The 24,546-nt window shown below is 67.3% G+C and carries 18 protein-coding genes; 14 read left to right on the forward strand and 4 right to left on the reverse strand.

Annotated features, from left to right (window positions below):
• Positions 1-139: 139 nt before the first annotated feature.
• The 3 genes from AC5P7X_RS09870 (at position 140) to pncB (ending at position 3,112) form a co-directional block, all read left to right on the forward strand.
• The gene (locus AC5P7X_RS09870) at positions 140-991 is read left to right on the forward strand and encodes a glycosyltransferase family 2 protein (RefSeq protein ID WP_235642925.1); all 852 of its coding nucleotides are present in this window, start codon (positions 140-142) and stop codon (positions 989-991) included.
• Positions 988-1,827 carry a glycosyltransferase family 2 protein gene (locus tag AC5P7X_RS09875; protein WP_495214768.1) on the forward strand — a complete coding sequence of 280 codons (840 nt, stop codon included), beginning with the start codon at positions 988-990 and terminating at the stop codon, positions 1,825-1,827. Before AC5P7X_RS09870 ends, AC5P7X_RS09875 begins: the two co-directional genes overlap by 4 nt.
• Positions 1,828-1,933: 106 nt before the next feature.
• Complete coding sequence (pncB, locus tag AC5P7X_RS09880; RefSeq protein ID WP_005415236.1) at positions 1,934-3,112, forward strand: nicotinate phosphoribosyltransferase; 1,179 nt, start codon at positions 1,934-1,936, stop codon at positions 3,110-3,112.
• Between the two features lie 10 nt (positions 3,113-3,122).
• Here pncB and AC5P7X_RS09885 read toward each other — a convergent pair whose 3' ends face one another.
• Positions 3,123-3,488, reverse strand: coding sequence for a hypothetical protein (locus tag AC5P7X_RS09885; RefSeq protein WP_049414538.1), 366 nt, complete (start codon positions 3,486-3,488; stop codon positions 3,123-3,125).
• Between the two features lie 459 nt (positions 3,489-3,947).
• Between AC5P7X_RS09885 and AC5P7X_RS09890 the strand changes: the two genes are divergently transcribed.
• From AC5P7X_RS09890 to AC5P7X_RS09925, 8 genes are all read left to right on the forward strand, one after another.
• A complete protein-coding gene (locus AC5P7X_RS09890; protein ID WP_005415238.1) occupies positions 3,948-4,487 on the forward strand; it encodes a fimbrial protein in 540 nt (179 codons plus the stop codon).
• A gap of 85 nt (positions 4,488-4,572) precedes the next feature.
• Complete coding sequence (locus AC5P7X_RS09895) at positions 4,573-5,301, forward strand: fimbrial biogenesis chaperone (protein ID WP_005415239.1); 729 nt, start codon at positions 4,573-4,575, stop codon at positions 5,299-5,301.
• Between the two features lie 92 nt (positions 5,302-5,393).
• Complete coding sequence (locus tag AC5P7X_RS09900; protein WP_005415240.1) at positions 5,394-7,958, forward strand: fimbria/pilus outer membrane usher protein; 2,565 nt, start codon at positions 5,394-5,396, stop codon at positions 7,956-7,958.
• Entirely contained in the window at positions 7,949-8,983 is a 1,035-nt protein-coding gene (locus tag AC5P7X_RS09905) for a fimbrial protein (protein ID WP_053498090.1), read from the forward strand. Before AC5P7X_RS09900 ends, AC5P7X_RS09905 begins: the two co-directional genes overlap by 10 nt.
• 266 nt (positions 8,984-9,249) lie before the next feature.
• Positions 9,250-10,434, forward strand: a complete 1,185-nt coding sequence (gene wecB / locus AC5P7X_RS09910; protein WP_053498091.1) for a non-hydrolyzing UDP-N-acetylglucosamine 2-epimerase — start codon at positions 9,250-9,252, stop codon at positions 10,432-10,434.
• Positions 10,431-12,632 carry a hypothetical protein gene (locus AC5P7X_RS09915; protein WP_053498093.1) on the forward strand — a complete coding sequence of 734 codons (2,202 nt, stop codon included), beginning with the start codon at positions 10,431-10,433 and terminating at the stop codon, positions 12,630-12,632. The genes wecB and AC5P7X_RS09915 overlap by 4 nt, the downstream gene beginning before the upstream one ends.
• Before the next feature lie 7 nt (positions 12,633-12,639).
• A complete protein-coding gene (locus AC5P7X_RS09920) occupies positions 12,640-14,787 on the forward strand; it encodes a glycosyl transferase family protein (protein ID WP_053498095.1) in 2,148 nt (715 codons plus the stop codon).
• Complete coding sequence (locus AC5P7X_RS09925) at positions 14,784-17,618, forward strand: NfrA family protein (RefSeq protein WP_053498096.1); 2,835 nt, start codon at positions 14,784-14,786, stop codon at positions 17,616-17,618. Before AC5P7X_RS09920 ends, AC5P7X_RS09925 begins: the two co-directional genes overlap by 4 nt.
• Here the strand turns inward: AC5P7X_RS09925 and AC5P7X_RS09930 are convergent.
• From AC5P7X_RS09930 to ettA, 3 genes are all read right to left on the reverse strand, one after another.
• The gene (locus tag AC5P7X_RS09930) at positions 17,612-18,616 is read right to left on the reverse strand and encodes a DUF4434 domain-containing protein (RefSeq protein WP_053498098.1); all 1,005 of its coding nucleotides are present in this window, start codon (positions 18,614-18,616) and stop codon (positions 17,612-17,614) included. The genes AC5P7X_RS09925 and AC5P7X_RS09930 overlap by 7 nt on opposite strands.
• A gap of 83 nt (positions 18,617-18,699) precedes the next feature.
• Positions 18,700-20,016 (reverse strand): NCS2 family permease, encoded by a 1,317-nt coding sequence (locus tag AC5P7X_RS09935; protein ID WP_070488733.1) that lies wholly within the window; start codon positions 20,014-20,016, stop codon positions 18,700-18,702.
• A 183-nt stretch (positions 20,017-20,199) separates the two neighbouring features.
• Positions 20,200-21,864: an energy-dependent translational throttle protein EttA gene (gene ettA / locus AC5P7X_RS09940; protein WP_005415249.1), complete on the reverse strand. Its 1,665-nt coding sequence runs from the start codon at positions 21,862-21,864 to the stop codon at positions 20,200-20,202.
• Positions 21,865-22,116: 252 nt separating this feature from the next.
• Here ettA and AC5P7X_RS09945 point away from each other — a divergent pair, with 252 nt between their 5' ends.
• From AC5P7X_RS09945 to AC5P7X_RS09955, 3 genes are all read left to right on the forward strand, one after another.
• Positions 22,117-22,596, forward strand: a complete 480-nt coding sequence (locus AC5P7X_RS09945) for an RcnB family protein (protein WP_053498100.1) — start codon at positions 22,117-22,119, stop codon at positions 22,594-22,596.
• A 186-nt stretch (positions 22,597-22,782) separates the two neighbouring features.
• On the forward strand, positions 22,783-24,036 hold the full coding sequence (glyA, locus tag AC5P7X_RS09950; RefSeq protein WP_005415251.1) for a serine hydroxymethyltransferase: 1,254 nt from the start codon (positions 22,783-22,785) through the stop codon (positions 24,034-24,036).
• Positions 24,037-24,102: 66 nt separating this feature from the next.
• Positions 24,103-24,522: a hypothetical protein gene (locus AC5P7X_RS09955; RefSeq protein WP_053498101.1), complete on the forward strand. Its 420-nt coding sequence runs from the start codon at positions 24,103-24,105 to the stop codon at positions 24,520-24,522.
• Positions 24,523-24,546: the final 24 nt, after the last annotated feature.

The following is a 24,546-nucleotide window of genomic DNA, read 5'->3' on the forward strand; positions in this document are numbered from 1 at the left end:
GCAACCGGACCCACCCCGCCATCCCACGGATAGCCGGCTTCTGCTGTTGCTTCGGCTCCGGCCGCTGCAGGCGCCGGGTGCAACCCGGCCGATACCCTCCCGGTGCTACGCTGTGGCCACCGACAACCACGGAGGCGGGATGGGGGCGATCGTGTTGTTGCCGCTGTGCGTGGACGATGCCGCGCTCGACCGCTGCCTGGCCGCACTGGATGCCGGCACCGCGCCGGGCACCGCGGTCTGGCTGGCCGATGACGCGCAGGCAGGGCCGCGTGCGCAGGCCGTGGTCGAGCACTGGTTGGCGCATACGCCGCTGCAGGCCGAGTACACCCGGCGCGCGCGCCCACTGGGCGAGGTTGCCCATCTGGACGAGATGCTGCGCGCCTGCGATGGCCTGGACGTGGCCGTGCTGGCGCCGGACAGCGTGCCGTCGCCCGGTTGGTTGCAGCAGTTGCAGGATGCCTTCGCCCGCGATGCCGCCATCGCCACCGCGACCCCCTGGTGCAATGCCGGCGAGACCGCGGCGTGGCCACGGCTGGGCGAGATCAATCCCGAACCCCGTGACCCGGCCTTGCTGGCGCATACCTGCGCCACGTTGCCGACGCTTCACCCGGAGCTGCCATCGGCGGTCACCCACGCGGTGCTGGTACGTGGCAACGCTCGCCGCCGTGCCGGTGGCCTGGACGTGGACAGCTATGCCGGCTGGAATGCCGCGCTGGTCGACCTGAGCCTGCGCATGGCGGGCCTGGGGTGGCGCAACGTGTTGTGCGAGACCGCGTTCGTCGGCCGGGCAGGAGAGGCGGTCAGCCGCGATGGCGATCTGGAGGCCCTGGCCGCGCGCTGGCCGGCCTGGGTGCCGCGGCTGGCCGATTTCCTGATGCACGATCCACTGCACGGTCTGCGTGCCGACCTGCAGCAGCGCATGCGGCAGGCGATAATGCCGAAGGAACAGGGCGACCTGTTTGTCCCGCCCGCGCCGGAGCCTCCCGTTTGAATGCAGCCATTGCCGCCATCGTCGTCACCTACCAGAGTGGCAGCACCATCGATGCCTGCCTGTCGCGCCTGCGCCAGGCGCAGGACATCGCCGAGATCCGGGTGATCGACAATGGTTCGCTGGATGGCACGCTGGACATCGTGCAGCGGCACGCCAGCCATGACCCGCGCGTGCGCTTCGTCGGCAATCCGGACAATCCCGGCTTTGCCGCCGCCAACAACCAGGGCGTGACCGACTCGCAAAGCCCTTGGCTGGCCTTCATCAACCCGGACCTGATGATTGAGCCGGACACCCTGACCGAACTGCGCAGCCGTGGTGAGGTGCTGGGCGATTGCCTGCTGGGCGTGGAGCAGGTGGACGAGCACGGCCACGCCGATGAAGCGGTGCGCCGTCGCGATCCGGATTTCCTGCTGATGCTGCGCTCGCCGGGCAAGGGTTCGAAGCTGGCGGTTCCGCGCGATCCGCACCAGGCCGTGCAGCCGGTGCCGGCGTTGTCCGGTGCGCTGCTGATGATGCCGCGTACCCTGTTCGAGCGCATCGGTGGCTGGGATGCGGGTTACCGCCTGCATGCCGAGGACCTGGATCTGTGCCGCCGCGCACGCGAGGCCGGCGCGGTGGTGGCGATCGCCAACGACCTGCAGGTTACCCATGTGCGCGGCGTCTCCAGCCGTTCGCGGCCATTCTTCGTGGAATGGCACAAGCACAGGGGGCTGTGGCGTTACTTCCAGAAGTTCGAGGCCAGGCAGCGCTCGCTGCCGGTACGCGTTGCGGTGTGGGCCGCGATCTGGGCGCATGCGGCGATGCTGGTGCCGCGCCTGCTGCGCAGGTCGTTGTAGAGCCGGGCCCACGCTCGGCTCAGACAACAATCCAGCCGGGCGTGGCCCGGCTCTACGGAAGGCGGGCGCGACCACGGTTCACGCCGCCGGGCGCATAATCCGCCCTATGCCTATCATCCAGTCCCTGCTCGACACCGACCTGTACAAGTTCACCATGATGCAGGCGGTGCTGCACCAGCACCCCGGCGCCCAGGTGCAGTACCGGTTCAAGTGCCGTACGCCCGGCATTGACCTGGCCCGCTACATCGACCAGATCGACGAAGAAATCGACCACCTGTGCAGCCTGCGCTTCAGCGACGCGGAGCTGGACTACATGCGTGGCCTGCGCTTCGTGAAGCCGGATTTCGCCGATTTCCTCGGCCTGTTCCACCTCGACCGCAAGTACATCCAACTGCGTGCGTCGACGGCCGTGCCCGGCGAGATCGAACTGGACATCACCGGCCCGTGGCTGCACACCATCCTGTTTGAAGTGCCGCTGCTGGCGATCATCAACGAAGTCTGGTTCCGCAACACCACCACGGCCGACTTCGCCGAAGGCGAGCGCCGCCTGCAGGCCAAGGCCGCGCTGCTGCGCGATACCCCCGGCTTCGAACAATGCCGCATCGCCGACTATGGCAGCCGTCGCCGCTACTCGCGTGACTGGCATGCCCGGCTGCTGCCGCTGCTGCGCGACGCGCTCGGCCCGCAGCTGGTCGGCACCAGCAACGTCCACTTCGCGCGCCTGTACGGCATGACCCCGCACGGCACCATGGCCCACGAGTACCTGCAGGCGTTCCAGGCGCTCGGCCCGCGCCTGCGTGATTCGCAGGTGGCGGCACTGGAATCCTGGGCGCGCGAGTACCGCGGCGACCTCGGCATCGCGTTGTCCGATGTGGTCGGCCTGGACGCGTTCCTGCGCGACTTCGACATGTATTTCTGCAAGCTGTTCGACGGTGTGCGCCATGACTCAGGCGATCCGTTCGACTGGGGTGACCGCATGCTGGCGCACTTCCAGCAGCGCCGGGTCGATCCGCGCAGCAAGGTGCTGGTGTTCAGCGATGGTCTCGACATCGCCAAGGTCATGCGCCTGTACGACTACTTCCGCGGTCGCTGCCAGGTCGCGTTCGGTGTCGGCACCCACCTGACCAATGACCTGGGCCCGACACCGCTCAACATCGTCATCAAGATGGTCCGCTGCAACGGCCAGCCGGTGGCCAAGCTCAGCGATTCGCCGGGCAAGAGCATGTGCGACGACCCGGGTTATCTGGCCTACCTGCGCCAGGTCTTCGAGCTGCCGCCGGCGTAAATACGTCGGCTTACAGGTAGTCGACCACCACCAGGTAGGCGCCCTGCAGCGGCTGCTGCTTCGAAGCCTGCACGCTGTAACGCTCGGAGAAGGCGATATCGCCGGCGCGCATCGCGCTGGCCGACACCGACAGCTTCTGGCCCTGGCGCTTGCCATCGCGCAGCGTCGCGGCCTGGCCATCGGCCAGTGCCGTCACTTCCACCGTCGAGCCCTTGGCCGACGGCGGGCAGGCCGCCAGGCTCAGCTCACCCTGGGACAGGTTCGTCGTGCAGCCCGGCTCGGCGATGCGGCCGCTGAAACGGATGCTGCCGCTGCTGGCCTGGGCCAGCGCACTGACGGACATCAGGGCCACACACAGCAGAATGGAATTCCTCATGACACGTTCTCTGGTTCGGTGTGTCCTAGTTAGCGACAGGTTCGATCCGCCTTTAATAGGACAAATCCGAATCTGCTAGGGCCATCACCAAGAAAGAGTGATGCGCATCAAATAAGGCGATTTCCGCTTGAAAAAAGCCTGTTTCCGCGCCTGCCGAACGCGCCTCTCAACGCGTCATCCACGGTCGGCCGCGATCTGGAGGCCCCGTCGTCAAATCTTTCACGCCTCCCTGGCGCAGATTCCGCCTATCACGTCACATTTAGAGCGTCAATGAATTGGCGTTCAGAAAAATAATGAGACTTTCATCACATTTGTGCATATACTTGCGTCACGGATTCAGGGGAAGGTATGTCCGAGTCCGGCCACAGGTGAGACGCAAGGATGGGTCTTGTTAGCCCGGCAGTGCTCCTTGCTTCCTCCTCTACTTCTCATCTCTTCAGTAGGGTTAGGTAAAAGCGAATGCACAAGATCAACCTCATTGCCGCTCTGATGCTGGCCGCCGCTCCGCTGGCCGCCAACGCCGCCGACGGCACCATCACCTTCAATGGCAAGGTGACCGACAAGACCTGCACCATCTCGACCCCGGGCGGCAAGGACTTCGCCGTGACCCTGCCGACCGTGTCGAAGAACACCCTGGCTACCGCCGGTGCCGTTGCGGGCCGTACCCCGTTCGCCATCAACCTGACCAAGTGCAGCGCCGGCAACGTCGCCACCTACTTCGAGCCGGGTTCGACCGTCGACTTCAACAGCGGCCGCCTGGTCAACCAGGCCTCGGCCAACGCTGCCACCAACGTGCAGCTGCAGCTGCTGGGCTCGAACAACCAGTTCCTGCCGATCAAGGCGGCTGGCGCTGGCCTGGCCCAGACCAACTCGCAGTGGGTCACCGTCGGCACCGACGGCTCGGCCGACCTGAACTACTACGCTGAGTACTACGCCACTGCCGCCGCCACCCCGGGCGACGTCACCAGCAGCGTCAAGTACACGATCATCTACAACTGATCGTAGCCGTACCCGCATTGGCCGGCGTACGCGCCGGCCAGTGCTCCGCGGCCCTTGGCCACACCCCTCGAGCGTAGTACTTCCGATGAAAGCACTCTTTCCCCGGGCGCTGCTGCTGGCAGCGTTCACGCTGCCCCTCTGCCAGAACGCACTGGCCGGCGTGGTGGTCAATGGCACGCGGGTGATCTACCCGGCACAGGCACGCGAAGTCACCGTGCAGGTCGACAACGTGGGCGACTCGCCCGCACTGGTCCAGGCCTGGATCGACAGTGGCGACGCCAACCAGACCGCCGATACCAGCGATGCTCCGTTCGTGCTGACGCCGCCGATCGCGCGCGTCGAGCCGGGCCGCAGCCAGGCGCTGCGCCTGATCTTCTCCGGCGCGCAGCTGCCGACCGATCGCGAGACGGTGTTCTGGCTCAATGTGCTGGACGTACCGCCGTCGCCGGACAACGCCGACAGTGGTGACCAGAATTACCTGCAGGTTGCGTTCCGTTCGCGCCTGAAGCTTTTCTACCGGCCGCAGGGCCTGAAGGGCGTCGCCAACGACGCACCGGCAGCGCTGCGCTGGACCCGCAATGGCGACCGCCTGCGGGTGGAAAACCCGAGCCCCTTCCACGTCACTCTGGCCGAAGTGCATGCCGTGACCGGCAGCAGCGAGAAGGCCGTCGAGGACAAGGGCGCGATGGTCGCGCCGAAGCAGAGCCTGGAGTTCGCCGCGCCGGCGGGCACCAACCAGGTGCGCTTCATCACCATCAACGATTACGGCGGCCGGGTCGAGCACACCGTCCGCCTCGACAGCACCGGGAGCTGAACGCGCCGCGCCGGCCAAGGGCCTGCGCATCCCGCCACCGCCGCCGTGCGGCGAATTGAAGGAATGTCAGTGTGATCGGAAACAGATTGACATTGTCGATCCATCAGGCGCTTTGCCTGCTGGTTGTTGGCGCGGCCTGCCCAGGATGGGCGCTGGCTGCACCGGCCAATCTCGGCGAACAGGCGCTGATGGCGCAGAGTGGTGCGGCCAACGCGCGTGCACCGGAATCGGCCCAGTTCAACTCCAGCTTCCTGTCCGGCCAGGCCAAGCAGGTCGACCTGGCTGCCTTCAGCAACGGCAACCCGATGGTGGCCGGCAGTTACCGTGTCGATGTCTACGTCAACGGTGCCTGGCAGGGCCGTCGTGACCTGCAGTTCAAGGCCGATGCACAGGGCCGTGTTGACGCCTGCCTGCCGCTGCCGATGCTGGAAGAAATGGGCGTGGACAGCGAGGCCGTGCTGCTGCAGCAGGACCCGACGCTGCCGACCGACACGACCAGCTGCGTGCCGGTGCAGCAGCGCATGGCCAACGCCTATGGTGTCTACGACAGCGGCAACCTGCGCTACGACCTCAGCATCCCGCAGGTGTTCCTGCGCCGTGAGGCACGCGGCTACGTCAACCCGGCGCTGTGGGACCGCGGCATCAATGCCGGTTTCGTCGGCTACAGCTTCAATGCCATCGACAGCAACAGCCGTGTCGAAGGTGGCCAGCGCAACCGCAGTGCCTATCTCGGCCTCAATGCCGGCCTGAACCTGGGTGGCTGGCAGTTCCGCCACGACTCCAACCTGACCTGGTCCGAGGGTGACGGCCGCCATTGGCAGAGCATCGCCACCTACGCACAGCGCGGCATCCCGCAGGTGCGCGGCATGCTCACCATCGGTGAGGCCTACACCACCGGCGAGCTGTTCGACTCGATCGGCTACCGCGGTGCCAGCCTGGCCAGCGACGATCGCATGCTGCCCGATTCGCTGCGCGGTTACGCGCCGGTGGTGCGCGGCATCGCCGAGACCAACGCACGCATCGAAGTGCGCCAGAACCAGCAGCTGATCTACTCCTCCACCGTTTCGCCGGGCAACTTCGTCATCGATGACCTGTACCCGACCGGCTACGGCGGCGACCTGGAAGTGAGCGTGATCGAGGCCGATGGCCGCCGCCGCGAATTCAAGGTGCCGTTCGGCTCGGTGCCGCAGATGCTGCGCGAAGGCGTGTCGCGTTACTCGCTGACCGCCGGCCAGGTGCGCAACAAGCTGCTGGCCGACGAACCCTGGCTGGTGCAGGGCACCTACCAGCGCGGCATCGGCAACCAGCTGACCCTGTACGGCGGCAGCGCGCTGAGCGATGGCTACCTGTCGCTGCTGTACGGTGTCGGCCTGTCCACGCGGGTCGGTGCCTTCGCGGCAGACGTCACCCATGCACGCACCTCGTTCGACCACTACGGCAGCCACACCGGCGCCAGCGTGCGCTTGAGCTACAGCAACATGATCGGCGAGACCGGCACCAACCTGACCCTGGCCGCCTACCGTTACTCGACCGAAGGTTTCTACAGCCTGCAGGACGCGCTGTATGGCCGTGACTCGGACAAGCGCGGCATCGATCCGACCACCCGTGGTCGCCAGCGCAGCCAGTTCCAGGTGACCTTGAACCAGCCGCTGGGCCGTCGTGGCGGTGCGCTGTACGTGACCGGTTCGGTGCGTGACTTCTATGACCGCTCCGGCACCTCCAAGCAGTACCAGGTGGGCTACAACAACGCCTGGCGTTCGGTGAACTACGGCTTCTCGGCGCTGCGCACCGAAGAAGGCGTGCTCGGCCGTTCCGACACCCAGTACCTGCTGTCGATGAGCGTGCCGCTGGGCCGTGGTACCCACCCGGTGTCGTTCAGTGCCGATCTGGGCGTGCGCGACCGCGGTGGCTACGACAACAGCCGCGTCGGCATCACCGGTTCGGCCGGCGTCGACAACAACTTCAGCTACGGCGTGGCCCTGTCCGATTCCCGCGAGGGTGGCACCACGGCGGTCGGCAATGCCGAATACCGCAGCCGCTACTCCGCGTTGAATGCCACCTACAGCCACTCGCGTGATTTCCGCCAGGCCTCCGTCGGTGCCAACGGCAGCGTGGTGGTGCATCCGGGCGGCTTCACGTTCACCCCGCAGCGTGGCGACACCATGGTGCTGGTCGAGGCACCGGGCGCGCGCGATGCGATCGTCAGCAACGCCCCGGGCCTGCGCGTCGATGGCCGCGGCTACGCCGTGGTGCCGTACGTGTCGCCGTACCGCCTCAACACCGTCACCCTCGATCCGCAGGGCATGGCCCACGACGTCGAGCTGGAAAGCACCAGCCAGTCGATCGCACCGTTCGCCGGTGCCATCAGCTACCTGCGCTTCGATACCCGCAAGGGCAACGCGTTGCTGATCCAGGTACGCAACCCGGATGGCCGCAGCATGCCGTTCGGTGCACAGGTCAAGGATGAGCAGGGCCAGCCGGTCGGCATGGTCAGCCAGGGCGGCCGCCTGTACGTGCGCAGTGAAAAGAACCAGGGCCGCCTGCTGGTGGAGTGGGGCGCCGGTGCCGACCAGCGCTGCACCATCGATTACCAGGTTCCGGCGGGCGCCGATGCGTCCAAGACCGGCTTCATCCCGCTGGAGGCAGCATGCCGATGATTTCTTCCCGTGGCCGCAAGGCGCTGACGGCCCTTGTACTGCTGGGTGGCGCACTGCTGGCACAGCAGGCCAGCGCGTCGTGCCGCATCCAGTCCAGCTGGTTCACCGCGCAGGACGTGACCATGGACATGGGCCAGATCGTGATCCTGCCCAGCACGCCGGTCGGTGGCGTGATCAAGGAGATCAGCGAACCGATCAACCAGCAGAACAGCGTGGCACGCTGCGACTGGTCCGGTGGCCGTTCCATCGGCGAGTACGTCAACGCCGCGCAGAAGCGTCCGGTAGCCGGCTTCTCGAACGTCTATGAAACCGATGTGGCGGGCGTGGGCATCCGCCTGTACCGCGACTCCGGCGCGATCCAGACCTACTATCCGCACACCATCAACTTCGCCAGCAACAGCACCATCTCGCTGGTCGGAGGCACGTTCCGCATCCAGCTGATCAAGACTGCGGCACAGACAGGCTCGGGCGTGATCGCACCGAATGGTCGCTTCACCACGTATTACTTCGACGGTGATGGCGCCGGCCGACCGGTGCTGACCTCCACCTTCAAGGGCTCGGGCACCACCGTGGTCAGCCCGACCTGCGAAGTGCAGGCCGGCAGCCGCAACATCGCCGTCGACTTCGGCAGCGTGCCCAACACCACCTTCACCGGTGTCGGTTCGCGCGCGGTCGATCGTGATTTCGAGATCCGCCTGAACTGCCAGGGCAGCAATGTTGCCGCCTACCAGAGCAAGATCGGCATCCGCCTCGATGCCGACCAGGACAGCTCGAACATGCCGGGTGTGCTGAAGCTCAGCGCAGCCAGCAACAGCGCCACCCGCATCGGCATCCAGATGGTCCAGCGCGTTGGCACCACCGAGCGCGAAGTGCGCTTCGGCCAGACCATCAACGTCGGCACCACCGCGCCGGGGACCAGCGTCATGGCGCTGCCGCTGCGCGCGCGCTATGTGCAGACCCAGGCCGGTACGGTGGGTGCGGGTGTCGCGAACGGCCAGGCCACCTTCACCATCCAGTACGAGTAGGGCCGCCCGGGCGCCTGTCCCTGCTGCGTTCCGCCGCAACGTCGCCCGTTCCACGGGCGGCGTTGACTGCGTCTTGATCTTCCAACGATGAAGATCAGTGCCACGACGCACGTACCATCAATCTAATGTGATGGACGTCGCGAATTTGGAGTTTCCTCATGAGGTGACCGTCTCCTGCCTGCGGGCATTGGGCGGGAACGCCGAAAGGATCCAGACGTGGCTACAGCTACTGGCATTCTCCAGCACGGTCCTTCCGGAGCACCCCGGTGAAGGTCCTGTCGGTGTTCGGCACCCGACCGGAAGCGATCAAGATGGGGCCGCTGGTGCGCGCCCTGGCCGAGGCTGCGGACATCGAATCGGTGGTCTGCATCACCGGCCAGCACCGGGCGATGCTCGACCAGGTGATGTCGCTGTTCGAGATCACCGCCGACCATGACCTGGATGTCATGGTGCCCAACCAGACCCTCAATGGCCTGTGTTCCAGGCTGTTCGAGCGGCTTGACGCACTCTACACGCAGGTCCGCCCGGATCGCGTGCTGGTGCACGGCGATACCACCACGGCGATGACCGCCGCCCTGGCCGCGTTCCACCACCGCATTCCGATCGGCCATGTCGAGGCCGGCCTGCGCACCGGCGACATCAACCGGCCATGGCCGGAGGAGATGAACCGGCGGGTGATCGACGTGGTCGGTCATCAGCTGTATGCACCCACTCCCGGCTCGCGCGCCAACCTGGCCCGTGAGCATCTGGGCGGTCAGATCCTGGTCACCGGCAACACCGTCATCGATGCCCTGCAGCAGACCGTGCAGCGCCTGGATGCCGATCCGGCACTGCGTGCCCAGGCTGACGAACCCTTCCACATGCTCGACCCCGGGCGCCGCCTGCTGCTGGTCACCGGCCATCGCCGCGAGAGCTTCGGCCAGGGCTTCGAGGACATCTGCCGTGCGCTGGCCGAACTGGCCCAGCGGCCGGACCTGCAGGTGCTGTACCCGGTGCACCTCAATCCGAACGTGCAGGCACCGGTCAACGCACACCTGGGCAACCTCGACAACGTGCACCTGGTGCCGCCGCAGGACTACCTGCGCTTCGTGCGCCTGATGCAGCGCGCCGACGTCATCCTCACTGACTCCGGTGGCGTGCAGGAAGAAGCGCCGGCCTTGGCCAAGCCGGTGCTGGTGATGCGCGACGTCACCGAGCGCCCGGAGGCGGTCGAGGCCGGTGTGGTGACGCTGGTCGGGACCACGCCCTCGCGCATCGTCGAGGGGGTCAATGCGGCCCTGGCACAGCCACCGCAGCCGACCCGTTTCGACCCCGATGGCAGTCCCTATGGCGACGGCCGCGCCAGCGCCCGCATCGTCGCCGCCCTGCGTGGCGCCCCGCTTCCCGAATTCTCGCCCGGTCTCCGCAGCGGCGGTGCCGCCCACCACCCTCTCCATGAAGTGACGCCATGAGCCAGACCGGCCGCTGTCCCCTGTTTGTTTCCGCCGCCGCGTTCGTCCTGTCGTGCGCGGTTGGCAGTGCCCACGCCGCCGACAGCGTCGCCGGCCAGTTCGCAGAATGGAGCGGCGACAGCACGGTGAGCCGGCAGATGACCCTGCGCGAACTCGGCTTCCGCCAACCGCTGGTACTCAGTGGGCAGGAGAGCCAGCGCGAGGTCTACCTGCCGGTGCCGGCCGGTGTTGCCACCCGCGATGCGCAGCTGCAGCTCGATGGGCGCTATGTGCGTGGCCACGCTGGGCGCACTTCAGGCCTGTGGTCGGTGGATGGCGATCCGGTCGCCGCGCGTTCGATCACCGATGCCCAGGGCGATGCCAGCCAGCTGCTGGCCATCGATGGCGAACCCCGCCAGAACGGCTTCGTGCGGGTCGGTGTCGGCTGGTGGTCGATCGTGTCCGACTATCAATGTGCCGACCAGAGCGCGCCGGCCAATGTGCTGCGGTTGTCGCCGGATTCGCGCTTCAGCTACCGCTTCGATGGGCGTGCCGTGGATACCGTCGCCAAGGCCTGGGGCGCGCTGCCACCGCGGGTGCGCCTGCTGGTGGAGGGCAAGGCGCTGCAGGCGCCAACCTATGATGCCGCCTGGCGCATTGGTACCGCGTTGCAGGCCGGCGGCAAGCAGGTGCAGGTGGTGGCGCTGCCCAAGGTCGGCGACAGCGTCGACCTGGCCGGCATCAGCGTCCCGGCCAGCCTGCAGGGCGTGCCGGCCTATGCAGCGCTGGCTACGGGCGAACGCGTGCACGCGATCAAGGATCTGGCCGAAGTGGGGGCGCTGCTGTCGTTGCGTGACAGCGGGCCGCTTGCCGCCGATGTGATGATCGGCAGCGAGGCATTGCGCGCCGGCGTACGCGCAGCGCTGGACGCGCTGGCCGCACAGGTCGGCGCGGCGGGCACCGATGCGGGCGCAGCGTTTGCTGCGTGGCGCGGTACTGACATGAGCGGCCTGGAGAAGCCCGCCGCCAACGCTTCGGTCAGCGTGGTGGCCGTTGCGGGCCGTCCGACGCTGGTGGTCGACCCGGCGGCAGCGGGCAAGGTGGCCGGACTGTTCGCCGAACAGTGGCGCAGCTATGCGCTGGGCCGCAGCCTGCAGGTCAGCGCAGCAGGAACGCCCAGACTGGACGGTGACCAGGTACTGCTGAGCCGGCTCGGAAACATCGCCGGAACCATGGATGTGGTGACCCGCGCCGACCGCAGCGCCAGCTTCGATCTGGGCACGCTGTCGGCCGATGGCCGCCTGCCCGAGCAAGTGGTGATCGATGTCTCGGCGGCCCCCAATGCGGCGGGTCAGGGCGCGGTGGCCACGATCTACCTCAACGACTACCTGCTGGGCGGCAAGGTGCTGTCGGCCAACGGCCAACCGCAACGGCTGGTGGCCAAGGTACCGGCCTACGCGCTGTCGGCGCGCAACGAGATCCGTGTCAGCTTCCTGCGCCAACCGGCACGCCCCTACTGCCACGATCCGGCGACCGGCTATCCAGTCTCGATCCTGCCCAGCAGCCACCTGACCCTGGCCAAGCGCTCGCTGGGCAGTGATTTCGTCGGTGCCAGCAGCCAGCTGTCACGCGGCAACCAGGTGTTCGTGCCCGGCGCCTGGCTGCAGGATGCAGCGGCCTCGCTGGGCAAGGTCATCGCGGTGGCCAGTGCAGTGGGCGCCTCGCCGGAGGCGTCGGAACTGAAGGTGGTCGATGCCGGTGCCGCGGTCAGCCCGGGCGCGCCATGGCTGGCCTTCGGCGTTGCACCGGCCGGTGTCGATGTGGCCGGCCAGAAGGACGGCCACCTGCGGGTCGGTGGCACGTCGCAACCGCTGCTGGATGTCAGCGGCCTGGATCACGCCGCGGTGGTGCAGGTGGGATCGTCCGGCGGCCAGTTGGGCGTTCTCTACAGCGACCTCGGTGCACAGGCACCGTCGTTCAGCGCACCGTTCCGGTTGCTGCGCGGCGATCTTGCCGTGCTTGACGGCACTGATGTCGTGCGCGAATTCGACCGCCAGGATCCCTATGGCACGCGCCTCGCGCACGATGGCAATCCGCAATCGAAGTGGGAACGGCACATGGTCTGGTTGCTGCTGCTGGTCGGCGTGATCGTATTCGCGCTGCTGGCCGCCCGCGTCACCCAGGTGCGCCGCCGCAAGTCCGCCAACGCAGGACATTGATCCCACCGTGGACGGTCTGTTCTGGAACATCCAGCTGGCCAACTACTACGCCGCCCTCGAAACCACGGCGGCGGCGGTGGCCGTGCTGATCCTGATCTCCAGCCTCGATGATCTGTTCATCGATGTCTGGTACTGGGTGCGCGAGAGCTGGCGCGCGCTGACTGTCAAGCGCCGCGACGCGTACCGGCCGCTGACCCAGGAAGACCTGCTGCAGCGGCCGGAACAGCCGCTGGCGATCATGGTGCCGGCGTGGATGGAGTACGACGTCATCGCGCAGATGGTCGAGAACATGATCAACGTGCTCGACTACCGCGAGTACGTCGTGTTCGTCGGCACCTATCCCAACGATCAGCAGACCATCGACGAAGTCGAGCGCATGCGCCGTCGCTACAAGCGCCTGCGCCGCGTGGAGGTGCCGCATGACGGACCGACCAGCAAGGCCGACTGCCTGAACTGGCTGATCCTGGCGATCTTCGACTACGAGAAGCGCCACGACATCGAGTTCGCCGGGGTGATCCTGCACGACAGCGAAGACGTGCTGCACCCGATGGAACTGCGCTTCTACAACTACCTGCTGCCGCGCAAGGACATGATCCAGCTGCCGGTCACCTCGCTGGACCGCGAATGGTACGAACTGGTGGCCGGTGTCTACATGGACGAGTTCGCCGAATGGCACGCCAAGGACCTGGTGGTGCGCGAGAGCGTGTCCGGCATGGTGCCGTCGGCCGGCGTCGGCACCTGCTTTTCGCGGCGTGCGCTGCTGGCGTTGAGCGCGCAGACCGACAACCAGCCTTTCAACACCGACAGCCTCACCGAAGATTACGACGTCGGTGCGCGGCTGGCAGCCATGGGCATGCAGTCGATCTTCGCCCGCTTCCCGGTGCAGTTCCGCGTGCGCCGGCCGTCTTGGTTCGGCTGGGGGCCGGTGCGCGAGCGCACCCAGCAGATGGCACTGTGCGTGCGTGAGTACTTCCCCGACAACTTCCGCGCCTCGTACCGGCAGAAGGCGCGCTGGGTGCTGGGCATCGGCCTGCAGAGCTGGGAGTCGCTGGGCTGGCGCGGTTCGCTGGCTACGAAGTACCTGTTGGCGCGCGATCGCAAGGGCATCATCACCTCGTTCGTCAGCATCATCGCCTACCTCATCTTCCTGCAGTTGCTGTTGTTCTGGCTGTTGAAGGCGACCGGGGTGTGGACGATGCAGTTCCCCAGCGTGTTCCAGGCCGGTACCTGGCAGATGAATGTCGCGCTGCTGACCACGGCGGCGCTGGCGACCCGCGTCGTGCAGCGCTTCTACTTCGTCAACCGCTTGTACGGCTGGGAGCATGCGCTGATGTCGATCCCGCGCATGGTGGTCGGCAACATGATCAACTTCATGGCCACCGCCCGCGCATGGAAGGTGTTCCTGGCCTACCTGCTGTTCGGCAAGCGCATGGTCTGGGACAAGACCATGCACGACTTCCCCGATGCGGCACAGCTGGTGCAGACCCGCAAGCAGCTCGGTGAGCTGTTGACCACCTGGCAGGCGGTGGAACCGGAGCGGCTGCAGCAGGCGCTGGCGCAGCAGCATGCCGGCCGGCGGCAGCCGTTGGGCCGCATCCTGCTAACCCAGGGCTGGCTGGATGATGAAACCCTGGCCGAAGCCATCGCCTTCCAGGGCGACCTGCCGCGTGCGGTCATCGACGTCGACTACCTGCGCGCGGGCTCATTCCCGGTCAGCGCCGATGCCTGCGTGCAGTGGCGCATGCTGCCGCTACCGCCGCGGCAGCAGCAGACACTGCGGCTGGCCGTGGCCAGCCCATTGCCCGAAGACGCGCTGGCGTTGCTGAAGCAGGAAACCCGCAGCGCACACATCGAACAGAGCATCGCCCGCGAAAGCGAAATCAACGCAGGCCTGCGCCTGATCGGCGGCGACCAGCACTGGCAGCTGGACAACGTACCCTTGCTGGGCGACCTGCTGGTGGAGATGCGCCTGATCGACCACGCGCGCTTCGAGATCGCACTGGATGCGTACAAGCCGCAGCGCGATGGCCGCATTGGCGATTACCTGGTCAAGCAGGGCATCACTACCGAAGAGGCCGTGGCCCAGGCCATGCAGGAGCAGCGCCGGCGTGCGGCCGCGCTGCAGTCGCCGCCTCCCGGAGCCTTGCCCGCATGAAGACCACGCTGCTGTCCACCGTCATTGCCGTGGCACTGGCCACGGCCGCCGCGCCGGTGCTGGCGCAGGCCGATGCGCCGCTGCCGTTGTCCGGTGCTGCATACCGCGTCGCCGAGCAGGCCTTCGCCGCTTACGAGCGCGGCGACTATCAAGCGGCTTACCAGCAGTCCAGCGAAGCTGTCCGGTTGCGCCCGGACGTGGTGCGGCTGCGCCTGCTGCAGATCTATGCGTTGCAGAAACTGGGCCGGTCGGCGGAGGCGCAGCAGCAGGCGCGCCGTGCACTGGATGCCGGGTTGAAGGATCCGGCCTTGCCGGCACTGGCCGCTGCCACCGCTGCGCGCAGCACGCCCCCGGATGCCAGGGGCGGGCGCGCCCCCTCCCCACCGCGCGCGGCCGGCAGCGGCGCAGACCGTGCCAGGCAGCAGGCCTACACGCTGGCCACCGAGGCCTATGCTGCCTATGACGCCGGGCGCATGCGGGAAGCAGCCAGCAAGGCCGAGCAGGCCTTCCGCCAGCAGCCGAAGCAGGGCGCCTGGGCGATGCTGTGGGTGGCGGCGCTGGAGGCACAGCAACAGGCCGAACTGGCCGACGCGGCCATCGGCACGGCGCTGCAGCTGGGCGCACCGAACGTCGAGGAACTGCACGCGCGACGCGTGGCGCTGGCCCGCCAGCGCGCGCTGCTGCAGGCCCAGCAGGCCTACCAGTCGCTGTCCACGCAGAACGATGCGGCGGCCGTCGCGCAGGCGCGGGCCGCCGTCGAGCTTGCGCCGGATGTTGCTTCGTACCGGTTGCTGTTGATCACCGCGCAGCTGCAGCAGGGGCAGCTGGCCGACGCCGAGCGCAGCGCCGACCAGGCACTGCAGGCCGACGGCGGCGATCTCAATGCCCGGGTGATGCGCGGTTATCTGCGCCAGCGCCAGGGCAAGACCGTGCTTGCCAATGAGGACTTCGACACCGCGCTTGCCATGCCGGGGTCCACAACGCAACAGCGCAACGTGCGCCTGCTGGCCGTGGATGCGGCCTTGGCCGCTGGGGACCGCATACGTGCGGCTGCACTGCTGGCGACGCTGCAGGCGGCGTTGCCCACGGATGTGGGCGATGCTCGCGCGCAGCAGTTGCTGCAGCAGGGCATCGATCAGCGCGTCAGGGCGACCGGATCCAGTCGCGAGCGTCCGCGCATGAGTGCGCAGGCCTATCCGGCGCCGTTCCAGCATTGCCAGTCGGATGGCACCGGCAATGTCTGCGAGCTGATGCCGGCTGACCTGCAGGGAGACGGTGGTGCCGCACAGCGCGCATATGCAGCCTACGCGCGGCAGGACTTTGCCGAGGCCATCGGTGAGGCAAGGCAGGCCGTGCAACTCGCACCGGACGATGCAGACCTGCAAGGCCTGCTGACCACCACGCTGGCGGCAGGCAACCGCAGCCAGCAGGACGAAGCGCGGCTGCGCCTGGATTCGACGCTGGCACAACACCCTGATGACGCGGTGGCGCTGATGCAACGCGGCTACCTCAACCAGAAGGCCCGTGAACCGGCGCGCGCACTGGCCGACTTCCGTGCCGCCGAGGCCACCGGCAAGGCACCCAAGAGCGTGGTGATCGACCAGGCGTACGCGAGTGCGGCCAACGGCGATCATCCGCAGGCGGTGTCGCTGCTGCGCAGTGCCATTGATCGCGCCGACGCCGGTGAGCTGCCTCTGGATGCGCATCAGCGCTACAACGTGCGCAATGCCATCGCCAACTATTCGCGCGAGTGGGGCGTGATCGCCTCGGCCGGCTTCCGCGGCGCGCGCCAGGCCGCGACCAATGTCGGCGGCGCGGCGATCAGTACGCCGGGCGATTCGGTGTTCAGCACGCTGGAAGCGTTCTGGCGGCCCCCGGCGTTCAATGACCAGCATGGCACGCTGGAGCTCTACACCCGGCTGCTCAACACGCTGTACGACGAGGGCGGCACCTACGAATCGATTCGCGCCGTGGACCCGTGCACCGGCGAATCGACACCCGACGCACGTGCTCGCGCCGACCGTCTCAGCCGCTCGCGTTCCACCACCGGCTGGCCGTCCACCATCGCCTCGTTCGGCATGCGCTACGCCTTCGGCCAGACCGGCCTGAGCGCCGGCATCGAGCGCCGCCAGTTTCTCGGTAGCGCCACCCGCACGGGCGATGTCTATCCCGCGTCCGCGGCCGTGCAGTGCAGCCTGCAGCTGGCCCTGAACCCGCCACTGGAAGCCAGCACGCTGGCCCGCTACCGCCTGGCCAGCGGTTCCGGTGGCTGGATGTCCTACCTGACCTACGGCTATTACCACGGTACCGACCTGCGCACCGACGTGAACCAGTGGTGGATGGTCAGCGGCTACGCGCAGGGCGGTTACACATGGGATGACAACAGCGCGCATTTCACGCTGGATGCACTCGATGCCAACGGCATACCGGTGCGGCGGATCGGCGATGCCAGCGGGCGCCTGCATCGCGAGCAGTGGTTCGCGGCCGGTGAACTGCGCGCCGGACGCAGCTTCCGCTTTGGCGCCGGGCAGACCCACTGGGTGGTCACGCCGTATCTGGTGGTGGGGGCGGACTGGCTGGACCAGCGCTCGCGCGTGCGCGACATCCGTTACCCGCTGTTCCCGTCGCAGTCGTTCGCGCTCAACGATACGCAGCGCAGCTGGTCACTTGGCGCGGGGCCGGGCCTGGGCGTGCGCTACTGGTTCCGCGAGGACCGCTACAACACGCCGCGTTCCTACCTCGACCTGACCGTGCAATACCGCTTTGCGATCGGTGGCGGTGATACGCAGCGCGCCAAGGGCCTGTTCGCCACCGCCATCCTCTATTACTGAGGCAACCCCCACCGCCGCCGCAGCGCCGCCGCCTGCGGCGTGTCCTGGGTCAGCCACGGCTCCAGCGCATAGACCAGCACGTGCTGTGCGCCGCTGTCGCGTGCCCACGCCAGCTGCCGTTGGATCCGCGCGGCATCGGCAGTCTCGCCCTTGAACCCGCTGCCATCAGCGGCGCTGCCGGGCAGTTGGCGGAACAGCTCGACGATCGCATCGAAGCCGATGTCGTGCGCGTGGAAGTGATCGAGCAACGGCTGAAGCTGCTGCACGTTGCCGGCGCCGGCAACGCCCACGCCGTCCTGCACCATCGGCCGCAGCGTGGCCTGTGCCAGCACCGCCTGCCACAGCGTGACCAGGTTGCCGTCGGTCTGCAGGCGGCTGAAGTAGCAGGAGATCGCGCAGTCACCGCCGCGCGCGCGGGCGGCGTCTGCCAGCCCGTGCAGCCATTGCGCCAGCCACTGCTGGCGGGCTGGATCGGCCCAGTGGTACTGCTCCAGCTCGTAGGGCAGGTACCAGCCCTCGAAGGCGGGTACCTGCGCCCAGGGCGCCTGTGCCAACCAGCGGCGTGCATGCGCCAGGCTGTCGGCGAGGAACGCCTGCAGCGTGGCATCGTCGGCCCCGATCGCCTGCCACCAGCGTTGCTGGAAGGGCAGTCCGACGCGGATGCGGATGTCGTTCTCGCTGGCGGCGGTGAACAGCTGCTGCAGGCTGCCGTCGGGCAGTGACCAGTCGCCGTCACTGCCGCCGACGATGCCGGTCCATTGCAGCACCAGCTGACGGCAGCCCAGCGTATGTGCAAGCTTCAACGAGCGCTGCCAGTCGGCCAGTCCCCACTGCAGGTGGCTGCGCCAGGGCTGCAGGAAGGTGCCGTCGACCTGCACCGGCAGCGAGCAGCCGGGCAGGGTGGCGAGCGTACCGGCCAACGGCGCCAGCACGGCCGCGCGCAGCAGGCGGCGGCGCAACGGCGAAGACGGATCTGCGGGAAGGACGGGCGCAACCATGCCCGCATCATCCCAGAGCACCGTGCGCAGCAGGTGAACCCAGCGACCGGTGGTGCTGGCCGCTGGCCGGCACCACCGTGTGCTTACTCCAACGCGTAGCGCAGGGTGAACAGCACCGCCACCAGCCATACCGCCGGATGCACTTCGCGCCAGCGGCCGGTGCCGGCCTTCAGTGCCGCATACGCGATGAAGCCAAACGCCAGGCCATTCGCGATGGAGTAGGTGAACGGCATCGCCAGCGCGCACAGTGCGGCCGGCACCGATTCGGTCAGGTCGCTCCAGTCCACTTCCACCAGTTCGCGCAGCATCAGGCCGGCCACGAACAGCAGCGCCGGTGCGGTGGCATAGCTGGGCACCATCGCCGCCAGCGGCGAGAACAGCAGCGCGGCCAGGAACAGCGCCGATACAACCAGCGCAGTCAGGCCGGTACGCCCACCAACCTGCACGCCCGAGGCGCTTTCAGCGAAAGCGGTGGTGCTGCTGGTGCCGAGCACCGAACCGGCCACGATGGCGGTGCTGTCGGCCAGCAACGCGCGGCCGAAGCGCTTCTGCGCGCCCGGCAGCTTCAGCAGTCCGGCGCGACCGACCACGCCATACAGGGTGCCGGTGGCATCGAACACTTCCACCAGCACGAACACCAGCACTACCTGCAGCAACACCGCGATCGGCGCACCGCCGTCATGGTGCAGCAGGCCCGGCAGGTCCAGCTGCAGGAAAGTGGGGGCCAGGCTCGGCGGCAGCGAAACCAGGCCCTGGTACTGCACGTCGCCCAATGCCCAGCCCGCACCGGTCACCGCCAGGATGCCGATCAGGATCGCGCCGCGGATCCGGCGTGCTTCCAGCACTGCGATCAACAGGAAACCGGCCAGCGCCAGCAGTGGCGGCGCCGTGTTCAACGGGCCCAGCGCCACCAGCGTGTCTTCGTTGCCGACGATCACGCCGGATTTCTGCAGCGCGATGATCGCCAGGAACAGGCCGATGCCGGCCACGATCGCCGAGCGCAGCGACGAAGGAATGCCCGACACCAGCCATGCCCGCACACCGGTCAGCGACAGCACCAGGAACACCAGGCCGGAGATGAACACCGCCCCCAGCGCCTGCTGCCACGGCAGGCCGGCAGCGCCGACCACGGTGAACGCGAAGAACGCGTTCAGGCCCATCCCCGGTGCCATGCCGACCGGGAAGTTGGCCGCCAGCGCCATTACCGCCGAACCCAGCGCGGCGGCCAGGCAGGTGGCCACGAACACCGCACCCGCATCCATGCCGGTGGTGCCGAGGATCTCCGGGTTGACGAAGACGATGTAGGACATCGTCAGGAAGGTGGTGATGCCGGCCAGCAGCTCGGTACGCACGGTGGTGCCGTGCTGCTGCAGCTGGAACATGCGCTCGAACAGGGACATGGAGATTCTCGCGACGATAAGGTGTCACGACCAACGGTCGTGACCTACCCGAATGCAGAACGTGGGTACCGACCGTTGGTGGTGGGTACCGACCGTTGGTCGGTACGCTTCAAAGCGTCACCACCAACGGTGGCGACCTACCGAAAGGAGAAAGGCCGCGCGAGCGCGGCCTTTCCGGTTGCCTTACTTCAGCGCCTTGAAGCGCAGGCGCTTCGGCGCAGCGTCATCGCCCATCCGGCGCTTCTTGTCTTCCTCGTACTCGCGGTAGTTGCCCTGGAAGAACTCCACGTGCGAGTCGCCTTCGAAAGCGATGATGTGCGTGGCGATGCGGTCCAGGAACCAGCGGTCGTGCGAGATCACAAAGGTGTTGCCCGGGAACTCCAGCAGCGCGTCTTCCAGTGCACGCAGGGTTTCGATGTCCAGGTCGTTGGACGGCTCGTCGAGCAGCAGCACGTTGCCACCCTGCAGCAGGGTCTTGGCCATGTGCAGGCGGCCACGCTCACCACCGGACAGCGAACCGACCATCTTCTGCTGGTCCTGGCCCTTGAAGTTGAAGCGGCCGATGTAGGCGCGCGACTGGATCTCGATGCCGTTGATGTTGAGGATGTCCAGGCCGCCGGCGATTTCCTGGAAGACGTTGTGGTTGCCTTCCAGCTTGTCGCGGCTCTGGTCCACGTAGGACAGCTGCACGGTCGGGCCGATCACGATCTCGCCCGAATCCGGCTTTTCCTGGCCGGTGATCATCTTGAACAGGGTCGACTTGCCGGCGCCGTTCGGGCCGATGATGCCGACGATCGCGCCCGGCGGAATCAGCATCGACAGGTTGTCGATCAGCAGGCGGTCGCCGAACTTCTTGGAGACGTTCTTGAACTCCATCACCATGTTGCCCAGGCGCTCGCCCGGCGGGATGAAGATCTCGTTGGTCTCGTTGCGCTTCTGGTAGTCCTGCGACTGCAGCTCTTCCAGGCGGGCCAGACGGGCCTTGCCCTTGGAACGGCCGCCCTTGGCGTTCTGGCGCGACCACTCCAGTTCCTTCTGGATCGCCTTCTGGCGGGCCTTTTCCTGGTTTTCTTCCTGCTTCAGGCGTTCATCCTTCTGCACCAGCCATTCGGTGTAGTTGCCCTTCCACGGAATGCCGCGGCCGCGGTCCAGTTCCAGGATCCACTCGGCGGCGTTGTCCAGGAAGTAGCGATCATGGGTGACCGCCACCACGGTGCCGGTGTAGCGCGCCAGGAACTGTTCCAGCCATTCCACCGACTCGGCGTCGAGGTGGTTGGTCGGTTCGTCCAGCAGCAGCATGTCCGGCTTCTGCAGCAGCAGGCGGCACAGTGCCACGCGGCGCTTTTCACCGCCGGACAGGTTGGCGATCTTGGCATCCCACGGCGGCAGGCGCAGCGCATCGGCAGCCACGTCCAGCTGGTTTTCCAGGGTGTGCGCATCACCGGCGGCCAGGATCGCCTCCAGGCGCTCCTGCTCCTTGGCCAATGCGTCGAAGTCGGCACCTTCTTCGGCGTAGGCGGCGTACACCGCCTCCAGCGCGGCCTGGGCCTGCAGCACTTCGCCCACGCCTTCCTCGACCGACTCGCGCACGGTCTTGTTCGGGTCCAGTTCCGGTTCCTGGGCCAGGTAGCCGACCTTGATGCCCGGCTGCGGGCGGGCTTCACCCTCGAAATCGGTGTCCACGCCGGCCATGATCTTCAGCACGGTGGACTTGCCGGCGCCGTTCAGGCCCAGCAGGCCGATCTTGGCGCCCGGGAAGAAGGACAGCGAGATGTCCTTGATGATCTGCCGCTTGGGCGGGACCACCTTGGACACGCGGTTCATGGTGTAGATGTATTGCGAGGACATGAGGTCTCCGTAGGCGCGGCCCTGCGCCCGGCCCATCACGGGAACATCCCGTTGTGGCAGCGGGCACAGACTGGAAAGGAATACCGCCAATTATAGCCGGAACGGGTTCCGGCCCGCGCCGGGCAGGCGCGGTCTGGCTGGCCGTGGGCTGAATACTGCGTCACAGTCCTGCAGCGGGAAGCGTTTCCAGCCGGAAACGGTTCAGATCGGTTGCGCAATATGGCCTCACCACCACCCAAGCAGAGGTCTGACATGCGCATCAATCGAGTAATGGCCGGCGCCGTGGCCTCTGTGCTGGCGTTCGGCGCGGTGGCCCCGGCCTTTGCCGACAACGACCACCGTCGCGGCCATGACCGCCGCGAGTGGCGCGAGGACCGCCGCGAATGGCGACAGGACCGCCGTGACTGGGAACGCGACCGCCGCGAGGCACGCCGCGACTGGGAGCGCGACCGCCGCGACTGGCACCGCGACCACGACCGCTACTATCGCCCGGCCCCGCCGCCGCCACGCGTGGTCTACCGCCCGGCCTACGGCCCCGGCTACGGCTGGAAGGTCGGTCACCGCTACCGCGATTACTACCGCGGCCCGATCTATGTGGTGAACGACTACCCGCGCTACCACTTGCGCCGCCCGCCGTATGGGCACCACTGGATCCGCGACGACCGCGGCAACATGCTGCTGGTGGCGGTGGCGACCGGCATCATCGCCGACTACATCATCAACGGTCGCTGAGGATCGCGGCCGGGGTCGGATCCCTTTCCAACGGAAAGGGCCCTGATCCCACAACATCCCTCGAAACCATACGGGGCCGGATTCCTTCGGGAGTGCCGGCCCCGGCCTTTTCGGCCCCGGCAGGCCGGTGCGGGGCTACAATCAGGGGCTGAGCCGTACCCCTTTCCCTGCCTGCTGGAGTACCCGATGTTCCCGCGTGACGTCCGCATCGAAACCTACGATCCCGAACTGGCCAAGGCCATCGCCGCTGAGACCCAGCGCCAGGAAGACCACGTCGAGCTGATCGCCAGCGAGAACTACACCAGCCCGGCGGTGATGGAAGCCCAGGGCAGCCAGCTGACCAACAAGTACGCCGAAGGCTACCCGGGCAAGCGCTACTACGGTGGCTGCGAATACGTGGACATCGCCGAGCAGCTGGCGATCGACCGCCTCAAGCAGCTGTTTGGCGCGGACTACGCCAACGTGCAGCCGCACAGCGGCTCGCAGGCCAACCAGGCCGTGTACTTCGCCCTGCTGCAGCCGGGTGACACCATCCTCGGCATGAGCCTGGCCCACGGCGGCCACCTCACCCACGGTGCCAAGGTCAATGCCTCGGGCAAGCTGTTCAACGCCGTGCAGTACGGCGTCAACGACCAGGGCCTGATCGATTACGACGAAGTCGAGCGCCTGGCCCTGGAGCACAAGCCGAAGATGGTCGTCGCCGGCTTCTCGGCGTACTCGCAGGTGATCGACTGGGCGCGCTTCCGCGCCATCGCCGACAAGGTCGGTGCCTACCTGTTCGTGGACATGGCCCACGTGGCCGGCCTGGTCGCCGCTGGCGTCTACCCGAGCCCGCTCGAGCACGCCCACGTGGTCACCTCCACCACCCACAAGACCCTGCGCGGCCCGCGTGGCGGCATCATCATCGCCAAGGGCGCCGACGAAGACCTGGTCAAGAAGCTGCAGTCGATCGTGTTCCCGGGCATCCAGGGCGGTCCGCTGATGCACGTCATCGCCGGCAAGGCCGTGGCCTTCAAGGAAGCGCTGGAACCGGGCTTCAAGGCCTACCAGCAGCAGGTGGTGAAGAACGCCCAGGCGATGGCCAACACGCTGATCTCGCGCGGCTACAAGATCGTTTCCGGTGGCACCCAGAACCACCTTATGCTGGTCGACATGATCGGCAAGGACGTGTCCGGCAAGGATGCGGAAGCTGCGCTGGGCAAGGCTCACATCACCGTCAACAAGAACTCGGTGCCGAACGATCCGCGTTCTCCGTTCGTGACCTCGGGCCTGCGCCTGGGCACCCCGGCCGTGACCACCCGTGGCTACGTCGAGCAGGACTGCGTGGACCTGGCCAACTGGATCGCCGACGTGCTGGATGCGCCGAACGATGATGCCGTCATCGCCCGCGTGCGTGATGCCGTCAGCGCGCAGTGCCGCAAGTACCCGGTCTACGGCTGATCGCCGCCGGGGTCGGATCCCTTCCCGCAGGGAAGGGCCCTGACCCCGTCACCAGGAATCCCGCGCATGGATGAGCGCCGCCTCAAGTACCTGTACGCCGTCCTGGCGGTGGCATTTGGCCTGCCCAGCCTGGCAGTGGGCGGTGTCGCGGCGACGATGCTGCTGCTGACGGGCCTGGGCCAGTTCGGCCATGGCACGCTGGCCGCGGTGACTGTGATGCCGCTGTGGGGCCTGGCCGGCATTGCCGGCTGCCTGGCTTGGTTGTGGCTCAGCGCCGGGTATCTGCTGCAGGGGCGTGCCGGGCTGCAGGTGCATCGCCTCTGGTGGTGGATGCTGCTGGCCGGCGGTCTTGCCGCTGTGCCCCCGCTGGGGCTGGCGCTGTGGTGGAGCATCACGGTCCACGCCGAAGGCATCGCCCTGTTGCTGTTGGGCCCATCGATGCTGGTGCCGGCGGCGATGCTGGTGTGGATCAAGCGCCGCGCATGACGTGGCCCATGGAAGGACATCGAA

The sequence above is a fragment of the Stenotrophomonas sp. YJH_SMC_53 genome (genome assembly GCF_059369995.1).

What these genes read in the sequence shown, in the direction of transcription:
- AC5P7X_RS09870 (WP_235642925.1), top strand. Translation starts at nt 140, where the DNA reads ATGGGGGCGATCGTGTTGTTGCCGCTGTGCGTGGACGATGCCGCGCTC.
- pncB (WP_005415236.1), top strand. Translation starts at nt 1,934, where the DNA reads ATGCCTATCATCCAGTCCCTGCTCGACACCGACCTGTACAAGTTCACC.
- AC5P7X_RS09885 (WP_049414538.1), bottom strand. Translation starts at nt 3,488, where the DNA reads ATGAGGAATTCCATTCTGCTGTGTGTGGCCCTGATGTCCGTCAGTGCG.
- AC5P7X_RS09890 (WP_005415238.1), top strand. Translation starts at nt 3,948, where the DNA reads ATGCACAAGATCAACCTCATTGCCGCTCTGATGCTGGCCGCCGCTCCG.
- AC5P7X_RS09895 (WP_005415239.1), top strand. Translation starts at nt 4,573, where the DNA reads ATGAAAGCACTCTTTCCCCGGGCGCTGCTGCTGGCAGCGTTCACGCTG.
- AC5P7X_RS09905 (WP_053498090.1), top strand. Translation starts at nt 7,949, where the DNA reads ATGCCGATGATTTCTTCCCGTGGCCGCAAGGCGCTGACGGCCCTTGTA.
- AC5P7X_RS09915 (WP_053498093.1), top strand. Translation starts at nt 10,431, where the DNA reads ATGAGCCAGACCGGCCGCTGTCCCCTGTTTGTTTCCGCCGCCGCGTTC.
- AC5P7X_RS09925 (WP_053498096.1), top strand. Translation starts at nt 14,784, where the DNA reads ATGAAGACCACGCTGCTGTCCACCGTCATTGCCGTGGCACTGGCCACG.
- AC5P7X_RS09930 (WP_053498098.1), bottom strand. Translation starts at nt 18,616, where the DNA reads ATGGTTGCGCCCGTCCTTCCCGCAGATCCGTCTTCGCCGTTGCGCCGC.
- AC5P7X_RS09935 (WP_070488733.1), bottom strand. Translation starts at nt 20,016, where the DNA reads ATGTCCCTGTTCGAGCGCATGTTCCAGCTGCAGCAGCACGGCACCACC.
- ettA (WP_005415249.1), bottom strand. Translation starts at nt 21,864, where the DNA reads ATGTCCTCGCAATACATCTACACCATGAACCGCGTGTCCAAGGTGGTC.
- AC5P7X_RS09945 (WP_053498100.1), top strand. Translation starts at nt 22,117, where the DNA reads ATGCGCATCAATCGAGTAATGGCCGGCGCCGTGGCCTCTGTGCTGGCG.
- glyA (WP_005415251.1), top strand. Translation starts at nt 22,783, where the DNA reads ATGTTCCCGCGTGACGTCCGCATCGAAACCTACGATCCCGAACTGGCC.
- AC5P7X_RS09955 (WP_053498101.1), top strand. Translation starts at nt 24,103, where the DNA reads ATGGATGAGCGCCGCCTCAAGTACCTGTACGCCGTCCTGGCGGTGGCA.